At 61.9% G+C, this 20,234-nt stretch carries 17 protein-coding genes; 11 read left to right on the top strand and 6 right to left on the bottom strand.

The features are described from left to right. Positions 1-454 precede the first annotated feature (454 nt). Both RM190_RS22100 and RM190_RS22095 read right to left on the bottom strand, forming a co-directional pair. Positions 455-1,426 (bottom strand): ParB/RepB/Spo0J family partition protein, encoded by a 972-nt coding sequence (locus tag RM190_RS22100; protein WP_311761649.1) that lies wholly within the window; start codon positions 1,424-1,426, stop codon positions 455-457. Then, positions 1,423-2,601, bottom strand: coding sequence for an AAA family ATPase (locus RM190_RS22095; RefSeq protein WP_311761648.1), 1,179 nt, complete (start codon positions 2,599-2,601; stop codon positions 1,423-1,425). The genes RM190_RS22100 and RM190_RS22095 overlap by 4 nt, the downstream gene beginning before the upstream one ends. A 512-nt stretch (positions 2,602-3,113) precedes the next feature. Between RM190_RS22095 and RM190_RS22090 the strand changes: the two genes are divergently transcribed. The 6 genes from RM190_RS22090 (at position 3,114) to RM190_RS22065 (ending at position 10,432) form a co-directional block, all read left to right on the top strand. Then, complete coding sequence (locus tag RM190_RS22090) at positions 3,114-4,253, top strand: replication initiation protein (protein ID WP_311761647.1); 1,140 nt, start codon at positions 3,114-3,116, stop codon at positions 4,251-4,253. A 645-nt stretch (positions 4,254-4,898) separates the two neighbouring features. Further along, the gene (locus tag RM190_RS22085) at positions 4,899-5,840 is read left to right on the top strand and encodes a BMP family protein (protein ID WP_311761646.1); all 942 of its coding nucleotides are present in this window, start codon (positions 4,899-4,901) and stop codon (positions 5,838-5,840) included. Positions 5,841-5,901: 61 nt separating this feature from the next. Then, positions 5,902-6,990 (top strand): ABC transporter permease, encoded by a 1,089-nt coding sequence (locus RM190_RS22080; protein ID WP_311761645.1) that lies wholly within the window; start codon positions 5,902-5,904, stop codon positions 6,988-6,990. A gap of 15 nt (positions 6,991-7,005) precedes the next feature. Next, entirely contained in the window at positions 7,006-7,938 is a 933-nt protein-coding gene (locus RM190_RS22075; protein WP_311761644.1) for an ABC transporter permease, read from the top strand. A 28-nt stretch (positions 7,939-7,966) separates the two neighbouring features. Then, the gene (locus RM190_RS22070) at positions 7,967-9,511 is read left to right on the top strand and encodes an ABC transporter ATP-binding protein (protein ID WP_311761643.1); all 1,545 of its coding nucleotides are present in this window, start codon (positions 7,967-7,969) and stop codon (positions 9,509-9,511) included. Between the two features lie 27 nt (positions 9,512-9,538). Next, positions 9,539-10,432, top strand: a complete 894-nt coding sequence (locus RM190_RS22065) for a LysR family transcriptional regulator (RefSeq protein ID WP_311761642.1) — start codon at positions 9,539-9,541, stop codon at positions 10,430-10,432. A gap of 3 nt (positions 10,433-10,435) precedes the next feature. Here RM190_RS22065 and RM190_RS22060 read toward each other — a convergent pair whose 3' ends face one another. The 3 genes from RM190_RS22060 to RM190_RS22050 are packed head-to-tail and all read right to left on the bottom strand — an operon-like array spanning position 10,436 to position 12,910. Beyond that, a complete protein-coding gene (locus RM190_RS22060) occupies positions 10,436-11,374 on the bottom strand; it encodes a LysR substrate-binding domain-containing protein (RefSeq protein WP_311761641.1) in 939 nt (312 codons plus the stop codon). Between the two features lie 31 nt (positions 11,375-11,405). Further along, entirely contained in the window at positions 11,406-11,960 is a 555-nt protein-coding gene (locus RM190_RS22055; RefSeq protein ID WP_311761640.1) for a nucleotidyltransferase family protein, read from the bottom strand. Beyond that, positions 11,957-12,910, bottom strand: coding sequence for an XdhC family protein (locus RM190_RS22050; protein ID WP_311761639.1), 954 nt, complete (start codon positions 12,908-12,910; stop codon positions 11,957-11,959). Before RM190_RS22050 ends, RM190_RS22055 begins: the two co-directional genes overlap by 4 nt. Before the next feature lie 127 nt (positions 12,911-13,037). Here RM190_RS22050 and RM190_RS22045 point away from each other — a divergent pair, with 127 nt between their 5' ends. The 4 genes from RM190_RS22045 to RM190_RS22030 all read left to right on the top strand — a co-directional run bounded on the left by RM190_RS22045 (position 13,038) and on the right by RM190_RS22030 (position 17,534). Continuing rightward, a complete protein-coding gene (locus tag RM190_RS22045; RefSeq protein ID WP_311761638.1) occupies positions 13,038-13,730 on the top strand; it encodes a GntR family transcriptional regulator in 693 nt (230 codons plus the stop codon). 72 nt (positions 13,731-13,802) lie between these two features. Continuing rightward, positions 13,803-14,666 carry an FAD binding domain-containing protein gene (locus RM190_RS22040; RefSeq protein ID WP_311761637.1) on the top strand — a complete coding sequence of 288 codons (864 nt, stop codon included), beginning with the start codon at positions 13,803-13,805 and terminating at the stop codon, positions 14,664-14,666. Continuing rightward, the gene (locus tag RM190_RS22035; RefSeq protein ID WP_311761636.1) at positions 14,663-15,226 is read left to right on the top strand and encodes a (2Fe-2S)-binding protein; all 564 of its coding nucleotides are present in this window, start codon (positions 14,663-14,665) and stop codon (positions 15,224-15,226) included. Before RM190_RS22040 ends, RM190_RS22035 begins: the two co-directional genes overlap by 4 nt. A gap of 4 nt (positions 15,227-15,230) precedes the next feature. Continuing rightward, complete coding sequence (locus RM190_RS22030; protein ID WP_311761635.1) at positions 15,231-17,534, top strand: xanthine dehydrogenase family protein molybdopterin-binding subunit; 2,304 nt, start codon at positions 15,231-15,233, stop codon at positions 17,532-17,534. Between the two features lie 45 nt (positions 17,535-17,579). Here the strand turns inward: RM190_RS22030 and RM190_RS22025 are convergent, their stop codons facing one another. Next, on the bottom strand, positions 17,580-18,497 hold the full coding sequence (locus tag RM190_RS22025) for a LysR family transcriptional regulator (RefSeq protein WP_311761634.1): 918 nt from the start codon (positions 18,495-18,497) through the stop codon (positions 17,580-17,582). A 134-nt stretch (positions 18,498-18,631) separates the two neighbouring features. Between RM190_RS22025 and RM190_RS22020 the strand changes: the two genes are divergently transcribed. Further along, positions 18,632-20,074: a nucleobase:cation symporter-2 family protein gene (locus RM190_RS22020; RefSeq protein WP_311761633.1), complete on the top strand. Its 1,443-nt coding sequence runs from the start codon at positions 18,632-18,634 to the stop codon at positions 20,072-20,074. Positions 20,075-20,234 lie beyond the last annotated feature (160 nt).

The raw sequence follows: 20,234 nt of genomic DNA, 5'->3' as shown, positions 1-20,234 counted from the left end.
GGATCGGTGATGCGGCGGAGGTAGGTTGCGACAGCGGATCACGCACCCGCGCGCCGCGCCGCGCTCCGGCCCGCCCGGGGCAGAAACCTCAGCAAACGCAGGGCCAGAAGCACCAGAATCAAACCCAGCATCGTCAACGGCTTCGATTCCCACAGCTTCAGCGCCCAAAGCCAGTGCACCGAGACAAGAACCCCTACCCCTCGACTCGCATATCGCAGGCCACCGCTAAAGGCTCGACAGGCAAAGCAACGCGCCGCCCAAGCGTGAGTGGCGAAAAAGGAGATGAGATGAGGAAACTAAGGTGATCGCGGCATGCTCTCGGTGCATACACAGCCATTAATAGATCGCAGGACGCCGCGATGGTGATGTCCTCACGACGTCAACTCGCTGACCGCACACCACGCGGTACATTCTTGGCCCCGGCAAAACCGAAAATTGCCAATTGGCAATTCCCCTACTTCGCTACGATCTCGCTTCGAAGGAACTCGTCAAGCGCGATCCGCAGCGTGGCTTCGGAGATGTCGCTTTTGAACTCCAGCCGGATCTTGTCGCCGCGACGTTGCATCGTGACTTGCGCATCTTTGGCTTCACCAAACGTGCGCCGCTCGGGCGCTGGTTTCTCACCATTCGCGGCGACCTGAAGACGATGCAGCACCTTCGACACCGGGATAAGCGCCCCCTGCCCCGCTCGTCCTTCAATCTGCTGAGTGGCAATTGACCGGGCTTCAGCCAGCACCCTATCGCCTGCCTCTTGCAGAAGCGGGCGCAGACCCCTCGCGTGAAGTTCTTTCAGGTCGGTGATCTGCGGCCAGGCCTGAACCACTTCCTCTGGCAAGCGGGCCAGATACAGATAGCGCGACAACCACGCCTCCGAGACTTCCAACCGGGCCGCCATCGCCTTCTGCTTGCCGCCATAATAAAGCTCAAGCGCCTGAAGGTAATCCCGCGCCCGCTCATAATCAGACAGATCGGCCCGATCCCGGTTCTCGATGTCGGCGAGGCGGAATGCCTCTTCATCGCTGAGATCGCGAACCTCGATCAGATACCGAAATTGCGGATAATTGTTCGCGCGCAACCATGACACCGCGAAATGGCGCCGCGCTCCGCAGATGACCTCGTACTCCGCCTCCTGCCCCGCCGACAGCCTGCGCACGATCGCGGGAAATTCCTGTTGGCCCTGCGCGCGGATGCTGTCGATCAGGTCACGGCAGTTACCCTCGTTCAGCAAATCATAGGCACGGTTGTGCCGATGCCACATGGCGCACCGCTCGGGATCCACCCAGCGCAGCAGCTTCTCTTCACGTTCACCACTTTCGGCAAGCGCATTCGAACGCTTCAGAAAGCGGGTCCCGGCCTTCTCCGCCCCAGCCCCGTCAGAAATGTCTTTCAGGACGTCGTCAAAAATCGCATTGTGTCGCTTGCTCACAGCAGCCCCTCCTTACGCAGGTTTTGATGATGGCTGGGCCAGGTCTTTCTGGCCAGCAACTCGACCTCGCGCCCCACGGCATCAAGATAGGCCCGGCAGCGCTTATGCGTCTCGGTCCTGCTGGCGGGACCGGTCAGCTCATAAACGGTCATCAGATTTGCTGTTGCATTGTCGATCTCCGCCGAGTCCTTCAACACCGCGCTCAGCATATCCTGCGGGAACACCGCATCCATCATCCGCTTGATCGCCTGATGCGCCGATTTCTGATCGTTCATCTTGCTGGTCAGGATCCGGATGAAGCTGTATTCGCGCTGCCCGCCGTGGCGCGCGAGTTCAGCCAAAGTGGCCTCCATCATCTTCAGGAAGTGGGCAGTGGAGGCGAAATCGATGTTGTTCGGGGGCGCGGGGATTAGTAAAGCGTTGGCTGCGCGCAGCACCGACAGCGAAAGCATCCCCAAGGCAGGTGGTGGGTCCAGCAGAACGATATCGAACTGGTCGGCGATTGAAGCAACCCCTTCACGTAGGCGATCCAGGATGAATGCCGGATCACGGGCCATGCGGGCGGCAAACTCATACTCGGCATCATAAAGGCCAAGGTTGGCGGGGATCAGCGCGATTCCCGGCCAATAGGTCGCACGCAAGGCATAATGCAGGGTCTTCGGCCCCCCGTGCTGCAGAAAGGGATAGAGCGTGTCTTCTTCTTCGTCGATGTCGACATCGGGATTGAGCCCGAACACCGCCGTTGTCGAAGCCTGGGAATCGCAGTCGACGACGCAGACCCGGTAGCCCTTCAATGCGAAATACTGCGCCAGGTGGACGACAGCCGTTGATTTGCCGACGCCGCCCTTGAAGTTCTGAACCGCCAGGATCAGCGGGGGATCCTCGGCCGTGCGATGGGGCAAGGTTCCGAAAACCTCCCGCATCCGGTTGACCTCGGCCAGAGAGTAGCCGTTGCGGCGACCCGTTGCTTCGTCCTTTGCAGGCTCGGGCAAGCGACCGTCAGCTTCCGCGTCGCGGATTGCCTTCTCCGACCTCCCGACCATTTCGGCGGCTGTGCGAACATTGTAGATCAGGTCCAGACGTTTTTGTGTGCCGGGGGCAAAGACGCGTTCGCGCAATCTTTCGATTACCGTCGTTGCGCGGCGGCTGAGTACGCCAAGTTCATCCAACGTCACGGGGGGGAGGACTGGTGTCATGATGGCCTGACTTATGTGCAGTTTGCGAGAGTATGTCGCAACCGCAAGAACGGGTAAAGTTCGGATTTCGGACATGAATGGAGGAAAAGCCGATAGTTTCCGATTGGGCCTTTGCAGATGCGAGGTTCGCCACGATAAGCCATTAACACGGTAGGACGCGCGTTCCAGCGCCCAATTTGTAAGGTTTGGAGCGCAGCCCTAAGAAGGATCCTTCCTTTCTGTGGATAGTATGAACAACCATGTTTGTTCGGATTCATAAGATTCCAGATTCATCTAGATGAAACCATTGAATCTCATGCCAAAATTCTCCGTCCTCATACTTGTTGGGATGATTTGCCTTACTTCTTGGGCGAGATTCCTTACGAATCGGGCGAGATTGCCTTACCTTTCGGGGAGGTGCAAAACCTTACAGATCGGGTGCGTCGTAATCTGTGGTCGAATGCCTGATTTTTCTCTTTTAAAAGCAAGACACTGCGAATCACTTGCCTGCCATGCCCGCCGACTTGCCTTACATTCTGGGTGAGGTTGCCTGGCGAACTATCAACCTAGTTGAAATCTTACCTCATCAGCGATACAAACGTAAGGGTTGTGAGGTAACGGATATGGCTGAGGGCAAAATTCGCACGATTGAGGCAAGACCGAATGCCGAGAGCCTCATCAAGCCCGGAGAGCTGGTTGATCTGATTGAGGTCACTCCGCTTAGCCTCAACGACCGAAGGATCTACAACCAGCTTCTGGAGAATGCCTGGGATGCGATCGACAAACCGGTAACGCATCTGATTGCGAAATCGGTCCTGCGGGGCAGTCATAACTCGAATGACCGGGTGGGCGATAGCCTTGAACGTCTGATGTCAGCTATCGTCAAGGTCGCGGTGATCTGGGACGGGGAGCCCGCGGTCGAGCGAGTGCAACTGCTCGGCGGTAACCTGGAAAGTGGACGCGCTGACGGCCTGTTGGAATACGAGATTCCGGCGCGCTTGCGAAAAATCATTCGCAACAGTCAGGTCTTTGCGCGCCTGCAGCGTGAAGTGATGTTCGCATTGTCGTCGAAATACGCGCTGACGCTTTATGAGATGGTGCAAAAGCGCGGGAATCTTCGTTGGAAGGCGTCCGAGAAGTTCACCTTGGAAGCACTGCGTGGCATCATGGGGGTTCCCAAGGGCAAGCTGACCAGCTGGTCGAACCTCAAGTTGCGGGCCATCGATCCCGCGGTGGCCGAAGTGAACGCGCTTTCGGATTTCATGGTCGAGATCGTGGCGATCAAGACGGGCAGGGCGGTGACACATGTCGAACTTCGCTGGTGGCGAAAGGACGGCGATGCATCGGGCGCCGCTGATCGGGCGTTGCAATTCTCCAAGGTAGGCCGGCGGGTCCGGGTCGAGGGCAAGACCGAACATGTCTCGGTCGAACCTGCACCGGAAGTTCGGCCCCGTCCGGCCTGGCTGGATTCCCGCGGGGTCCCGCTTCATACTTCGACGTATGAGACGGCGCGTCTTCGCCACCCTGGCTATGACATCTACTTCGTAGAGGGTGAGTGGCGCGCCTGGGCCGCGGGGAGGGAGCCAGCAAGAGATCCCGATCGCGCTTTCCTTGCATTCTTTCGTAGCTATGCTGAGAAGAACCCGCTTTAGGAAAATTGCCAACTGGCAATTTTGAAGTCGCTTGTGCGCGAAGGCAGGAGTGGTTGCGACATTACGCCATCGATGGGGGCGAACCCAGCGCCTCCGCGCGGAAATTCACTGCTTTCGAACATACCCAGTCAGACGGGAGGATCCGCAGAGGAACGTGGAAGGCGCCGCCTTGGTGATCCGCATAAGTGAATAAAAATGCGGATACACTATGCAACGAGCCTTGCCTACTTTCCGCCTTGGAATTCCACACAAGGAGGACCGGTGCCCCTCATTCTGACGCACAGCCCCAATCAGATAGTTTCGAATATCTTCATAATTGATGATAATAATGAATTTGCCCAAATAATTCCGCGCTACTTACCCTTGAATTGACCGGAATGGCCAAGGGGATGGAGACGGTCGGGCGGACTTGCTCCGTTCGGCTGGGATGGGAACACGGCGCGGGCTTCGCCTTGCAGTGATCGGATCGCCTGGGAGGGTGCTGGGCATCCTTACAGGGTGAACGGGCAATGATCCTGAACGCCGCTACCCATCAGCCGCCTGCCCCGAAACAGGAAGAAATCCGGCGGGAGAACGATTTTAACGGGGAGTGGCAATATGAATCTGTTCGATTTTCGGCACACGGCTCTTGCGGGAGCTATCGGAGTGGCCGCGCTTAGCCTGGGTGCGAGCGCGTCCATGGCTGATGAGTTCAAGATGGGCCTGCTGGTCCCCGGTTCGGTGTCCGAGGAGGGGTGGAACCGCATCGGATACAACGCGCTGAAAGGCGTCGAAGAGCAACTCGGCGCGAAGGTCAGCTATGTCGAGCTGCAACAGAACCCGGCCTCATTCGAGAAAGCGTTCCGCGACTATGCAAGCCAAGGCTATCAGATCATCCTGGGCCACGGCTTCGAACTGCAGGATGCCGCGCTGGACGTGGCACCGGATTTTCCTGATACCATTTTCCTGATCTCGTCCAGTGACATTCACGAAGGCAATGTCATCGGCCTGAACACCGATACCAGCCAGCCCTTCTACCTGATGGGGGTCATTGCGGCGAAGATGGGCAAGAAAGCCGGACTGATCGGCGGCATGGAGATCCCGCCGATCCAGCAGGCCTTCGCGGGGTTCAAGGCAGGGGCGAAAAGCGTCAATCCGGAGTTCCAGGTCAGCGAAGCCTATATCGGCAACTTCACCGATACCGCAGCGACCAAGGAAGCCGCGCTCAGCATGATTGCCCAAGGGGCCGATTTTGTCGTCCCGAACGCCTCGGGCGCGACGGTCGGGGCCTATCAGGGCATTGCCGAGGCGGGAGATCAGGTCAAAAGCTTCAGCATCTATACCGATTTCACCGGGGTCGCGCCGAAGAACATCCTGGGGCTTTACGTCGCTGATTACGCGCAAGGTGTCGTCGAGGTGGTGCGCGCGATCCGCGAAGGCAATGCTCCGACCACCAATGTCGCCTTCGGTCTCAAGGATCCCAAGGTCATCAGCTTCCATTTCCGCGACGACAATCCCCAGGTGAGCGTGCCTGAGGATATTCGCAAGGATGTTGCCGCCGTCGTCGCCGATATCTCGGCGGGCAAGATCGACACGATGCCGCAATGACGTGAAGGCCGCGGCACCGACAGGTGTCGCGGCGTCATAACTTGCAGGGAGTTTCTTGCTCATGACGCAGATAGAACAATCGGGGCGGGGGCTCTCGGGGCCTGACCCGCTGCGCCGAACGGCACAGGCGTTGCGCGATGCGCTGCTCGCTGCGCTTTTTCCCATCGTTGCCGTCGCCATCGCGCTGGCATTTGGCGCCGTGCTGCTTTTCATCAGCGGCTTCAACGGCTGGGACGTGATCAACGTGATGCTGCTTGGGGTCTTCCAGGATCTCCGCTCGGTGTCCGAGGTGTTGTTGAAGGCCGTGCCGCTGATCCTGATCGGGGCCGGGCTATGTGTCGCGTTCCGTGCCAACATGTGGAACATCGGGGCCGAGGGGCAGTTCTATGCCGGGGCCGTCACGGCGACCTTGGTCGGCACCAGCTTTTCGGGCCTTGACGCCTGGATCTATGTTCCGCTGGTGATGCTGGCGGGCGCGTTGGGCGGATCTTTATGGGCCGGGATCGCCGGTTGGCTCAAGGTCCGCTTCGGCGCCAGCGAGATCGTGACCACGATCATGATGAACTATATCGCGCTGATCGGGACAAGCTGGCTGGTCACTGGCCCGATGAAGGACAGCAAGGCGGCCTATCCGCAGTCGCCGCGCCTTTTCCGTGAAGCCTATATCCCCGACCTGATCCCCGGCACCCGGTTGCATATCGGGCTGGCGGTGGCGCTGGTTCTGGCACTGGTGCTTTACATCTATCTTTATAAATCCAGCGCTGGCTATGCGACGCGTGTCGTCGGGATCAATCCGAACGTGGCGCGCTATGCGGGCATGAACGCGGGCCGCAAGATGCTGATCGCCATGTGCATCAGTGGCGCAATGGCAGGCCTTGCCGGCGCGTTCGAGGTCGCGGGCGTCACCCACCGCCTCTACCAGAACATCTCGCCCGGCTACGGGTTCGAGGGGATCGCGGTGGCGCTGCTCGCCGTCAACAACCCCTTGGGCGCGATTCTCTCGGGCACGCTTTTCGCCGTGCTGCGCTCGGGCTCGGAACTTATGCAGATCACCTCGCAGGTCCCGCAGGTGCTGGTCTCGGTCATTCAGGGCGTCGTCATCCTGTCGGTGGTTTCCTTCGCTGCGCTGAAGCTGCGGCGCAACCGGTAACAGAGGGTATAGGCAATGGATCAAGCGATTACGCTGGGGTTCTTCGCGACCCTGATCGGCGCAGCCTGGCGACTGGCGACGCCCCTGATCTTCGCCTCGATTGGCGAGGTCATATCGGAACGGGCAGGGGTCCTGAATATCGGGATCGAGGGCACGATGGCCACGGGGGCCTTCTGCGGCTTTGCGGCGGCCTTCGCCAGCGGGAACCTTGCCCTTGGACTGGCGGCAGGCATTCTGGCCGGAATGATTTTCGGGCTGATCTTCGGCTTTTTCACGATCACGGTGAAAGCCGACCAGATCGTTGTCGGCGCCGCGATCAACATGCTGGGGCTGGGCCTGACGGGGTTTCTGTTCCGGACCTATTACGTCTCGACCGGGATGGGGGTCGAAATCGCCAAGCCCGTGCATCTTCCCGTCCTGAGCAATCTGCCATTCCTTGGCGAGGCGCTGTTTCGCCAGAACCTCATCGTCTATGCGACCATACCCGTCGCGATCCTTGCGGCGATCCTGCTGTATCGCACCAGCTTTGGCCTGACGCTGCGCGCGGTGGGGGATCATCCCAAGGCCGTGGACGTGGCGGGTCGCAGTGTCGGGGCCTATCGCTACGGTGCTGTCGTGATCGGCAGCGCGCTGGCGGGCCTTGCCGGAGCCTTCCTGACGCTTGGCCACTCCAACCAGTTTGTCGAGGGCATGACCTCGGGTCGGGGGTTCATCGCGCTGGCCGTGGTGGTCTTTGCCCGCTGGTCGCCAATCGGGGCGTTCTTTGTCTCGCTGCTTTTCGGGGTCTTCTATGCGCTGCAACTGCAGCTTCAGGCCCAGCCGATGCTGAACATCCCGTATCAGGCGCTGCAGGTGTTGCCCTATGTCATGACCATCCTGGCGCTGGTGATCGTGCGCGGCAAGAATTTCGCCCCGCGCAAGCTGGGCGTGCCCTATGGCGAGAGGTAGGATGATGAATGCCCAACCCTTTCTGAAGATGGACGACATCCATAAGTCGTTCGGCAGCCTCATGGTCAGCAATGGCGTCACGCTGGAGGTCGAGCAGGGCGAGATCCACGCACTTCTGGGCGAGAATGGCGCCGGCAAAAGCGTGCTGATGAGCATCCTTTTCGGCATCCTGCGTCCGAATAGCGGCGAGATCACCTACAAGGGTCAACCGCTTCACCTGTCCTCGCCACGCGAGGCGCGCAGGCACCGCATCGGCATGGTGCATCAACACTTCATGCTGGTTCCAAACCTGACCGTCGCCGAGAACTATGTGCTGGGTCAGGGCAGCCCTCTGCGTCTGATCCGCGACATGGGTGCCGTGCATGCCCGCATCCGCGAACTCAGCGACCGCTATGGGCTGGACGTGCGTCCCGACGCTGTGATCGAGGATCTTTCGGTCGGCGAACAGCAGCGTGTCGAGATCCTGAAGGTCCTGTTTCACGGCGTGGACCTGTTGATCCTGGATGAGCCGACGGCGGTTCTGACGCCTCAGGAGACCGACCGGCTGCTGATTTTGATGCGCGAGCTGGTCCGCGACGGCAAGACGATCATCTTCATCTCGCACAAGCTGGACGAGGTGATGCGGGTGTCGGATCGGATCAGTGTCATGCGCGACTGTCGGGTGGTGCATACGACACGTGTCATGGACACCGATCCGCGCGAACTGGCGCGGCTGATGGTCGGGCGCGATGTCCTGATGGAACTGCCGCGCGGCCCATCCAAACCCGGTGAGATGGTGCTGTCGGTCAGCAACCTGAACGTCCAAAGCGAATTGGGTTTGCCAGCCCTGAAGAATGTCGACCTGACCGTCCGGAGGGGAGAGATCGTCGGCATTGCCGGCGTTTCAGGAAACGGCCAGACCGAGCTGGCACTTGCGCTGGCAGGGTTGCTGCCGGTGGAAAGCGGGCGGATTGAACTGGACGGGCAAGACATCACGGGCCTCAGTCCGGCCCAGATCAACGCCCGTTCGTTCGCCCATGTCCCCGAAGACCGGCACAAGATGGGCATCCTCTTGCCGCTGAACCTGGCAGAGAACGCGATCCTGCATTGCCATGATGCCGCGCCCTTTGCGCGGCGGGGCATGTTGCAGAGGCGGCAGATCACCGAACACACCCGTTCGTTGATCCGGCGCTTCCGTATCAAGACCCCGGACGAAACGGAAAGGATCGGGAACCTGTCCGGCGGCAACCAGCAAAAGCTGGTCGTGGCACGGGAATTGGCACGCGACCCGGATTTCATTCTTGTCAGCCAGCTGACGCGCGGCATCGACATCGGCGCGATCGAGTTCATCCTGCAAGAGATGTTGCGCCAGCGCGATGCCGGTCGCGCCATCCTGCTGATCTCGACCGAGCTGGAGGAGCTTTTCGCCGTCTGCGACCGTATCCTGGTCATGTGCCATGCCGAGATTCTGGGCGAAGTGCCACCGGATCGCAGCCGTCTTGAAGAGGTGGGCCTGATGATGGCGGGCAAGAAACCTGCGGTCGAATGCGCGCAGGAGGTTGCAACCTCCGTTCCCGCCAAGTCATCTTGCTGACCACAGGATAACGACCGGGCGGGCAGCATGAACATCACGCTTCGCCAGTTGCGCGCCTTTCTCGCAGTGGCAGAGCTTGGGCGTTTCAATCTGGCGGCCAATCATCTGGGGCTGACGCAATCGGCCGTCAGCATCCTGATCCGCGAACTTGAAAGCGAAATGGGGGTGCGGCTGTTCGACCGCCATACGCGCATGGTCAGCGTTTCGGTCATGGGGCAGGAATTTCTGCCCCAGGCCCGCAAGGTGCTGGAGGATCTGGACCAGGCCACCCGCAGCGTGCGCGACAGCGCCGCGCTGAAAAGTGGCCAGGTGACGATCGCTGCAGCGATCGTTCTGGCCGCGACTATCGTTCCCCCTCTTCTGGCCGAGTTCCTGCGCCTGCATCCCGGCGTCACCGTGCAATTGCGCGACATGCCCGAGGAACGGATCCGCCTGGCCTTGAAGCGGAATGAGGTCGATCTTGCCATTGGCACGCAGGTCGACGAAGACCCCGAACTGACCTCGACCCCCGTGACCCATGACCGCCTGATGCTGATCTGCCATGCTGATCATCCGCTCGCGCGGCAAAGAAAGGTCCGGTGGGCCGATCTGGAAGGCGAAAGGATGATCGTCCTGGCGCAGGAAAACCCCCTGCGCGAGATCGTCGTGCGCACGATGATTCAGGTCGTCCCCGATTTTCGCCCCAGCTACGAGGTGCGCTTTTCCTCGACCGCGATCAGCATGATCTCGGCCGGGATGGGGGTGTCGGTTCTGCCCGAAAACTCTCGGCTGCTGACTTCGGACGTGCGCGTGCGTTCGGTCGGTCTGGTCGAGCCGGATATCGGTCGCGAGGTCGGCCTGCTTCAGCACCGCTATCGTTCGCTTTCGCCCGCGGCCTCGCTTTTGCGCGAGATGATCCTGCAACGCTTTGCCGCTCAATAGGCCTTATCGCGGGGTTTCGCGCGGTGTGGAGCCCGGTGGCTGAGGTGCCATTCGTCGCAGGATGGTCAGGAAATTTCCCAGCGTGGGCGAAGGGGGCTCGTCGCGATAGATCGCGTAAAGCGGCACCTGAGGCGAATGCGGGACAATCTTCCGAAAGACGACATTCGGCTGCGCCAGACGCCGAATCGTTGCCGGCAAAAGCGCCACCCCCATATTCGCGCCGACAAGGCTCAGCAGCGATTGCACTTCGACCACCTGCTGGCGGATCTGTGGGGTGAAGCCGGCCTGCACGCAGCATTGATACAGGAACCCGGCAAAGCGTGACTGGTCCAGCCCGAACATGACGAAGGGCTGGTCGCGCAAATCCTCCAGCGCCAGGGCCGAGCGGTTCGCCAGCCGGTGCGAGCTGGGCAGAGCGACCATCAGGTCTTCGTGCATGATGATTTCGTTCTTGGCGCCGACGATATCCGGTGGCAGGCGGAACAGGCAGACATCCAATCGCTTGTCCAGCAAAGCCTCGGTCTGGCGCTGCGGGGTCGCCTCGTGGAGCTGCCATTCGACTTCGGGGTGACGGATACGGAACGCTTCCAGCGCAGCGGGAACCGTGCCAACCAGGGACGAACTTGTGACCCCGATGTCCAACCTGCCCAGCTGCCCGCGCGCGGTCAGTCGCGCGACATTGACGGCTTTTTCCAATTGCTCGAAGACCAGTGGCACCTGTGCGCGGAAGGCTTCCCCGGTCGGGGTCAGCACCGCCCCCTGATGGCTGCGGATGAACAATTCGGCGCCCAACTGCTCCTCCAGTTGACGGATCTGTTGGCTCAGCGGCGGTTGGGACATGTTCAGGCGCGCAGCCGCGCGGCCGAAATGCAGCTCTTCGGCCAGTACCATGAAATATCGCAGCACCCTCAGGTTGAACTGCCGAATGTCGATCTTCTCCATACCAAACTCTTTGAATTCGACGGCGATGCGGTCAACCCAGCGGGCCAAGATCCTCGGGGCGATCTACGTCCAAGGCTTGTGCGGCGGCAATGTGGATCAGCTGGTCATCGGGCAGATGGGTAATGAATGTGCGGGCGCCGAAATCGCCTTCGTGATCGGAGAGGGCGGTGGCGAATGCGGCCGCAGGAATGAAGGCGGGCGGAAGACGCGACCGCCCGTCGGTGCAGGCCCCGCCCGCGGGCATCCCCAACAGTCGCTCCAGAAGCGCGGCGTCGATATTCGGCATGTCGCCCAAGGCAAGCAGCAACCCGTCCGCACCCGTCCGCCGTGCATGATCCAGCGCCAGCCGAAATGAACGGGACATGGGCAGGCCGGGGGCGATTGTCAGGCGCGTGAAGCCATTGGGAAGAATGTCGGCGACCTGGGGCGAAGACACCACCGCGATCCGCTCGGCCACATCCGCTTCGGCCAAGGCCTCTGCCGCCCAGCTGACCAGTGGCCTGCCCCGCCAGGGGGCCAGCAGCTTGTCGCTGTCGCCGAAGCGGACCGACCGCCCCGCCGCCAGCAATGCCGCGACATATCTCATGTCACGCGCCGGGCGCTGATCGTGTCACCGGCTGCGGCCATGACCTCGGCCAGGACCGAAATCGCAAGCTGCCCCGGATCGCGGGCCGAGGGGATAAGCCCGATCGGACCGCGCACGCGGGTGCAGTCGGCGGCCGGAACGCCCAGTCCCGCCAGCTGGCTGAGGCGGTTCCTTTGCGTGGCCCGGCTGCCCTGCGCGCCGATATAGAAGGCGGGCCGGGCCAGAAGCTGGCGCAGGATCGCGGGTTCATGATCGTGATCGTGATAGAAAAGCACCGCCGCGCAGCGTTCGTCCGGCATCAACTCATCCATGTCGGGCAGGGGGCCAAGCCTGCGGACATTGCAGCCCATCCCTTCGGCCAGCGCCAGGCTTTGGTCTTCATGCGACAGCAGCATGTGATCATGATGCAGCGAATGCACCAGTTCGGCAAAGACCGCTGCCTCTGGTCCGGCACCGAAGATGACGAAGCGCAGTCCGGCCCGGAAGGACAGCGCCAGTCCCCGACCTTCGCCAAGGCAAAGCCGCCCGCTATCCGACAGCGTCAGCGCGACATGGCGTCGCGCGGCGCGCATCCGGGACAACTCGACCAGTGCCTCATGATCGCGCAGCAGGAACAGCATCACCTCGATGGCACCGCCGCAGGGCAGGCGCAGATCAAGGAAGGGAGAGCCTTCGCCATAACGCAGACGGATCGTCTGGCCATTGTCACGGACCCGCCGCGAATGGACGATCAGGTCAGCCTCGATGCAGCCCGAACTCAGCGCCCCCGCGATGCGACCGTCCGCGGCCAGGGCCATGGACGCGCCCCGGCGACGATAGGCCGGGCCCTGCGTTTCGGTCATCACCGCCATCACAGTGCCGGGACCGAACTCCAAAGCAGCTTCCCATGGATCAAGCAGGGCGGGGTGGCGGCTGCGGGCGGCCACGAAGGCGTGGGGGTTCTGTATCACGAAGCCTCCTGATCATGGTGTCCAGCTTCGCTCGTCTGCCTTGGCCATGATGAGCGGGTGTGACTGAATTGTTGACAATGTTTCCCACTCCACGCAAGCTATAAATTGTCGACAATCTGGTGATGGCATGGCTGAGACCTTTTTTCCTGGTGAAAACGACGACATGGCCCGCCGCACCAAAAGTGGCAGCGCCGCCGAGGCGCGGGTGGTCCGGTTGATCATGCAGGGCATTCAGCAGCATGTGACCCCGCCCGGACACCGGCTGGTCGAACGCGAGCTGACTGAAGCCGCGCGCGCCAACCGGCAGGCGGTGCGCAACGCGCTGCTGCGACTGTCGCAGGCGGGACTGGTCGAACTGACGCCGAATCGTGGTGCCACCGTCACCCAATGTTCGCCCAAGACCACGCGAGAGATCATGCAGGCCCGCATCATCAATGAGGGCGCGGCACTGCGGATGCTGGCGGACCGCCTGGACCAGCCGGGATCGGAACGCCTGATGGAGATCCTGCGGCAAGAGGCTGCGGCATATGACGAGGGAATGATTGCCGAGGCGCGGCATTTCTCGCGCGAGTTTCACATCGCCTTCACCGAGATGGCGGGCAATGCGACCATCGCGCGCTTCATGCGTGAATTGATCGATTGCCAGCCGCTGCTGGGGGCGCAGACCCCGAAGGGGCCGTCGCTGTTCTCCGGCGTCATTGCCCATACCAAGACGCTTGCCGCCCTTCAGCAGGGCGACGGCATTGCGGCCGAAGCGGCCAATACTGAGCTTTTGCGTCAGCTCGAGCGTGAATTCCTGCGCGAAATCGCTGGCGCTTAGGAAAGGACATCCCGGCGTAGCCCCGAACGGTAAGCGGCCAAACATCAGACCAATGAGCCGGAGGAGGGCGAATTGCGGAGATTTGAGTACCACGAGCCGATGACCCTGGAGGAGGCGTCAACGCTTTTGACGACACTGGGCGAGGGGGCTTTTTTTCTGGCCGGCGGCACCGACCTGTTCGTCGAGATCCGCGAACGTCTGCGCGAGGTCAGGCACCTGGTGAACATCAAGCGCGTGCCGGGGCTGGACCGGATCGATTATTGTGACACGGGCGGGTTGCGCTTTGGGGCGCTGGTGACCGCGGGCCAGCTTGAGGCATCCGAAGCGGTGATCGCGCATTATCCGAACCTGCGGGCCGCGCTGCGCCAGCTTGCCTCGATTCAGGTGCGCAACCGCGCGACGGTGATCGGAAACATCTGCCGCGCCTCGCCGTCGGCCGATACCATTCCGCCGCTGATCGCGGATGGCGCCAGCGTCGAGACCTATCGCATCGGCGGCGGACGCTCGATCCCGATGGCCGAGTTCTTCACCGGCCCCGGCCGCTCGGTGCTGGAAAAGGGCGAGATCGTGGTGGCGGTGACAGTTCCTGCGCCCATGCCGGGCAGCCTGCGCGCCTATATCAAGCATGGCCGCCGCAAGGCGATGGAGCTGGCAACTGTCGGCGTCGCAGTCAGCCTGGACACAGCGGGCGGCGTCTGCACCGGCGCGCGTATCGCCCTTGGCGCGGTCGGTCCGGTTGTGCTGCGGGCACCCTTGGCCGAAGCGCTTCTGGTCGGATCGAAACTGGACGCGGCGACGGTCGCCGCCGCCGCAGAGCAGGCGATGCAGGAATGCACGCCGATCAGCAATGTCCGCAGCTCGGCCGAGTATCGGCGCGAAATGGTCGGGGTTTTGACCCGGCGTGCGGTTTCGCAAGCCCAGGAGGTCGCGGCATGACGAAATTTCATCTGGAGTTCACCGTCAATGGCGAGGCGCGCAGCGCCAGCGTGGACGGCTATCGTTCGCTTCTGGACACGCTGCGCGAGGAAATGGGCCTTACGGGCACCAAGAAGGGCTGTGATGTCGGCGATTGCGGGGCCTGCACCGTCATGGTGAACGGCGAGCCGGTCAATGCCTGCCTGATGTTGGCGGCCGAGGCGCAGGGCGCCCGGATCGTCACCGTCGAAGGACTGCAATCCGGCCCCGACGACCTGCACCCCCTGCAGGAGGCGTTCATGGAGCACGGGGCCTCGCAATGCGGCTTCTGCACGCCGGGCATCCTGATGATGGCCAAGAACCTGCTGGACCAGAACCCGCTGCCCACGGATGAGGAAATCCGTTTCGGGTTGTCGGGCAACATCTGCCGCTGCACCGGTTACACGAAGATCTTCGAGGCGATCCGCACCGCCGGTCAGCGCATGGCGGCGGCCAGATCCGCGGATGCGGCAAGCTGTGGTTGTGGTTGCCGGACCGAAATCCGGGTCAAGCGTCGCGAACCCATCTCGGCGGAGGGTTGAGCCGATGACCAAGCAGGATTTCCGCATCGTCGGCAAAAGCGTCAAGCGCGCCGACGTGATCGAAAAGGTCACCGGCGAGGGCAAGTATACCGGCGACTACCACTGGCCGGGTCTTTTGCACGGCAAGATCAAGCGCTCCGAGATCGCCCACGCGCGCATCAAGCATATCGACGTGTCGAAGGCGCTGGCCTATCCCGGGGTCAAGGCGGTTCTGACCCACCATGACGTGCCAAAAGTGCTGCATTACGGATCGCCGCATCCGCGCTCGGCCTCGTGCACCAAGGACCAGTATATCCTCGAGGACAAGGTCCGCTTCTGGGGCGAAGGCGTCGCTGCCGTTGCTGCCATCAGCGAGGAGATCGCCGACGAGGCGCTGGACCTGATCGAGGTTGAATACGAGCCGCTGCCCGGTGTCTACGACGTGGACAGCGCCCAGCTGCCCGACGCGCCACAGATCCACGAGGTCGGCCCGGGCGGCAACCTGGTCATCCCACCTGTCCATGTCGAACGTGGCGATGTCGATGCCGGCTTTGCCAAGGCCGACCTGATCCTGGAAGGCGAGTTCGAGGGCGGCCGGCCGGTCCCGACCTATATGGAGCCGAATATCTGCGTCGCGGACTGGGCCGGGTCGAACAAGCTGACCTTCTGGACCTCGACCCAGACCTCTTTCATGGTGCGCGGTGCGCTGGCCGAGGTGCTGGGCCTGCCCCTGAACAAGGTCCGCGTTCTGGTTGACCATATGGGCGGGGGGTTCGGGGCCAAGCAGGACCTGTTCCAGCACGAATTCCTGTGCGCGCTGCTGGCCAAGAAATGCCGCCGCGCGGTCAAGATGGAATTTACCCGGCGCGAGACCTTCATCGCCGGCCGTTCGCGCCACCCCTTCAAGCTGAAGCTGAAACAGGGGTTCCGCAAGGACGGCACGTTGGTCGCCCGCGACATGCAGATCATCTATGAGTCCGGGGCCTATGGCTCGCACAGTCCCGGTGTCACCACAGTCGGCACCTTCTCGGCCACCTCGCTTTTCCGGGTCGAGAACGTGCGGGTGAACGGGCGCGCGGTCTATACCAACACGCCTATTGCAGGGGCATATCGCGGCTATGGCGTGGTCCAGACCTATTTCGCGCTGGATATCCAAATGGACGAGGCGGCCGAAAAGCTTGGCATCGATCCTGCCGAGATGCGCCTGCGGAACGCGGTGCGCGAAGGTGATATCGCGCCGTCGGGCCATCCGATCATTGGCCGCGGGCTGGAAGCCTGCATCAGCCACGGCATCAAGGCCTTCGACTGGGCGGCCACGCGCGACAATCCTGATCGCAGCGACCCGCTGAACCCCGCGATCCGCAAGGGTTGGGGGGTCGGCTGCGAAATGCACGGATCGTCAGCCTATCCCGGCATCAAGGAACAGGGCAATGCGACCGTCAAGATGAACGAGGATGGCAGCGTGACCCTGCTGACCGGCGCCGCCGGCCTTGGGACCGGGGCGCATACCGCGCTGGCGCAGATCGTGGCCGAGGAACTGGGCGTGACCTTTGAATCGGTCTCGGTCGTGCATGGGGACACCGATGTCGTACCCTGGGATATCGGTGCGTTCGCCAGTCATACAACCTATCTCGTCGGCTCGGCCGCGCGGATCGCGGCGGCCAAGGTGCGGGCGAGGGTTCTGGCCCGCGCTGCCGAGAAATTGCAGGAACAGGTCGAGCATCTTCGGATGGTCGACGGCATCATCACGGTCGACGGCAAGCCCGGTCAGTCGCTGACCGTGTTCGAGGCGATGGGCCCCTCTCGGGGGATTCCGGCAGAGCACCTGATTGACACCGGCAGCTACAATCCCACCAAGTCCTATTCCTTCGCCGCCCATTTCGTCGAGGTCGCGGTGGATACCGAAACCGGCATCATCGAATGCCGCAAGGTGATGCCCGTGCATGATGTGGGGCGCGTGATCCACCCCATTGCCGCGCAGGGTCAGATCGAAGGCGGCATCCAGCAGGGGATCGGCCATACCCTGACCGAGGATTACATCATCGATCGCTCCAACGGCAGGTCGTTGAATGCGGGGTTGGTGGATTACAAGATGCCGCTTTCCATGGACATGCCGGATATCCAGACCATCATCCTTGAGGCGGCGCCGGATCCGGGCGGTCCCTGGGGCGCCAAGGGGGTGGGCGAGGATCCGATCATCGCCATCGGTCCGGCCATTGCCAACGCGGTTTACGACGCGATCGGCGTGCGGTTCCACCACTATCCGATCACGCCCGAGGATGTCTTGAACGGCCTGCGCCGCAAGGCTGCCGAAGACAAGACCTGTTGACGCCAACGGGCCGACGGTGATGCCGTCGGCCCAATGTCCTTTCCCCTAGGCTGGTAAGCCGCGCGGTGAGGTCTGGATTGCGCGCTGCACGAATTCGCGAAACAGCCGGCAGGCGGGCGCGAGTGAATTGTCGCTGCGCTGGATCAACGAGATCTTGCGCGCGATCACCGGCTCGGACGGCATGATCGTCACCAGCCCGACGCTGTGGGCCAAAGGCTTGACGGTCGAGGTCATGACGGCCACGCCCAGTCCCGCCTCGACCATGCCGATGATCGTCAGGGGCAGCGCGACCTGAAGCGAGCGATGCAGCTTCAACTCCATTCCGATCCGCGCCATTTCGGCCTCGAGCCTTTCGCGGATCGGATTGCCGCGCTGGGGCCCGATCAGCGTTTCCTCGGCCAGGTCCTGCCAGCGCAGGGCGCTGCGCTGTGCCAGCGGATGTTCGGGGCGCATCACAACCAGAAATGCGTCGGTCAGCAGTTCGGTCCCCACAACCTCGCTGTCGCGCTCGGAAACCGTGCCCAGCCCCAGATCCGCGGCCCCGGACTTGACCATCTCGATGACCACCCGCTCGGGGACGTCATGCATGGAGACGTCGATATTGGGATAGCGCAGATGGAACCCCTTGATCAGACGCGGCAAGGTCAGCGCCGCCTGTAGCGTGCCCGACGCGATGGTCACGCGCCCGCGGCTGAAATCGTTCAGTTCGCGAGCGTTCTCGACCAGCCGGTCCAGATCTCCGACTGCCTGGCGGGCGACGGCCAGGGCCTCGGTCCCGGCCTGCGTCAACCGCAAAAGCCGGGTGTGGCGGTCAAACAGCCGCAATCCAAGATTGGTCTCAAGCTGGCCGATCAGCGTGCTGACGGCGGATTGCGACAGACCCAACCGTTCTGCCGCGCGGGTGAATTGTCCGGTTTCGGCCACCGCGACAAAGGCCCTGAACTGTTTGAGTGTCGGTTCCATACTTAACATTCATAAGGATACTAGATTAATAAAGTAAATTGTGCCGATTGATAAATGAATTTCCTTCCCGCCAGAATGATCCCTGCATGAGGAGGACATGCAGGATTTTCACGTTGTCGGGGAGGGGAAGAGACATGAGCGGGACCCTGGAAGCAAAGGCCGTGGTCTGGGAGGACGAAAGAAGAAAAGCAGGGGATGCAGGCAAGGTCTCGGCGGCCGCGGCGGTCCCCGATCCCATCGAGGAAATGATGCCGGTTCCCAAGCTGTTCGCGCTGGGTCTGCAGCATGTGATGGTGATGTATGCCGGTGCGGTCGCGGTGCCGCTGCTGATCGGCCATTCGCTGAACCTGACCAAGGACCAGGTCGCGCTTCTGGTCAGTGCGGACCTGTTCTGCTGCGGTATCGTGACCCTGATCCAGTGCCTTGGGATATGGAAATTCGGGGCGCGCCTGCCGGTCATGATGGGCATCAGCTTCACCGCCGTGCCGATCATCATAGGGATCGGCAGCAATCCCGATCTGGGGATGCCCGGCGTCTTTGGTGCCGCGATCGGTTCGGGTGTCTTCACCGTCATCGCAGCCTGGTTCTTTGGCAAATGGGCGCGGTTCTTCCCTTCGGTCGTCACGGGCACGGTGATGCTGGTGATCGGCGTGTCGCTGATGCGGGTGGGGATCAACTGGGCGGCCGGGGGCAACCCCACGATCCGCACGGCCGAGGGCGTGGTCCCGAACCCGGCCTATGGCGATCCCTTTGCGCTGTCGGTCGCCGCGCTGGTGCTGCTGACGATCCTGCTGGTGACGCGCTTCTGCCGGGGATTCTATGCCAACCTCGCCGTGCTGTTCGGCATCACGCTGGGCTTCATTGTCGCCATCGCGGCGGGGCGGGTCGATTTTCAGGGCGTCGGGGATGCGCATTGGGTCAGCATCGTGACACCCTTCGCCTTCGGTGCCCCGGTGTTCAACCTGTCGGGCACCATCGCGCTGAGCCTGGTGATGATCGTGATGATGATCGAGGCGACGGGGCAGTTCCTGGCAATCGGTGACATGGCCGGACAGAAGATCTCGGAAGAGCGCCTGGCCCGCGGCCTGCGGACGGATGGGATCGGCAATATCATCGGCGGCATCTTCAACACCTTCACCTATACCACCTATGCCCAGAACGTCGGGCTGCTTCAGATCACCGGGGTTCTCAGCCGCTTCGTCGTGGCGGCCGGCGCGGTGATCCTGATCCTGCTGGGCTGCCTGCCCAAGGTTGCCTTCATCTCGGCCTCGATCCCCAGCTATGTCATCGGTGGGGCGGCGCTGGTGATGTTCGGGATGGTTTCGGCAACCGGGGTCAAGATTCTGGCGCGGGTCGATTTCGTGCAGAACCGGCGAAACATCTATATCGTCGCGGTCAGCCTGGCGCTGTCCATGATTCCCCTGATCGCGCCGACCATGTTCGACCGGACTCCGAAATTCATCCAGGAAATCTTCCATAGCGGTATCCTGGTCGGCACGTTCTCGGCCCTGCTGCTGAACCTTCTCTTCAACGGCATCCCCCAGCGGGAAACCGAGATCGCCGACCGCGTTCACTGAGTTATTGGAAATGCTGCAAATGGCCGGGCATTGCTCCGGCCGTTTGTCATTGCCCGCTCATGTCAATACGCAGGCGCTTCGCCCCATCAGTTAATCGATTGACAGGTCCACCATGCCAAGTTAATCGATAAACGAAATCGCTGGTGCTTTGGGAGGAGCC

Origin of the sequence: Paracoccus broussonetiae, assembly GCF_031854425.1 — a bacterium.
Classification (GTDB): domain Bacteria; phylum Pseudomonadota; class Alphaproteobacteria; order Rhodobacterales; family Rhodobacteraceae; genus Paracoccus; species Paracoccus broussonetiae.
This window is presented reverse-complemented; position numbering and strand designations above follow the sequence as displayed.

What these genes read in the sequence shown, in the direction of transcription:
- RM190_RS22070 (WP_311761643.1), top strand. Translation starts at nt 7,967, where the DNA reads ATGGACGACATCCATAAGTCGTTCGGCAGCCTCATGGTCAGCAATGGC.
- RM190_RS22030 (WP_311761635.1), top strand. Translation starts at nt 15,231, where the DNA reads ATGACCAAGCAGGATTTCCGCATCGTCGGCAAAAGCGTCAAGCGCGCC.
- RM190_RS22045 (WP_311761638.1), top strand. Translation starts at nt 13,038, where the DNA reads ATGGCTGAGACCTTTTTTCCTGGTGAAAACGACGACATGGCCCGCCGC.
- RM190_RS22055 (WP_311761640.1), bottom strand. Translation starts at nt 11,960, where the DNA reads ATGAGATATGTCGCGGCATTGCTGGCGGCGGGGCGGTCGGTCCGCTTC.
- RM190_RS22090 (WP_311761647.1), top strand. Translation starts at nt 3,114, where the DNA reads ATGCCCGCCGACTTGCCTTACATTCTGGGTGAGGTTGCCTGGCGAACT.
- RM190_RS22060 (WP_311761641.1), bottom strand. Translation starts at nt 11,374, where the DNA reads ATGGAGAAGATCGACATTCGGCAGTTCAACCTGAGGGTGCTGCGATAT.
- RM190_RS22080 (WP_311761645.1), top strand. Translation starts at nt 5,902, where the DNA reads ATGACGCAGATAGAACAATCGGGGCGGGGGCTCTCGGGGCCTGACCCG.
- RM190_RS22075 (WP_311761644.1), top strand. Translation starts at nt 7,006, where the DNA reads ATGGATCAAGCGATTACGCTGGGGTTCTTCGCGACCCTGATCGGCGCA.
- RM190_RS22065 (WP_311761642.1), top strand. Translation starts at nt 9,539, where the DNA reads ATGAACATCACGCTTCGCCAGTTGCGCGCCTTTCTCGCAGTGGCAGAG.
- RM190_RS22035 (WP_311761636.1), top strand. Translation starts at nt 14,663, where the DNA reads ATGACGAAATTTCATCTGGAGTTCACCGTCAATGGCGAGGCGCGCAGC.
- RM190_RS22025 (WP_311761634.1), bottom strand. Translation starts at nt 18,497, where the DNA reads ATGGAACCGACACTCAAACAGTTCAGGGCCTTTGTCGCGGTGGCCGAA.
- RM190_RS22020 (WP_311761633.1), top strand. Translation starts at nt 18,632, where the DNA reads ATGAGCGGGACCCTGGAAGCAAAGGCCGTGGTCTGGGAGGACGAAAGA.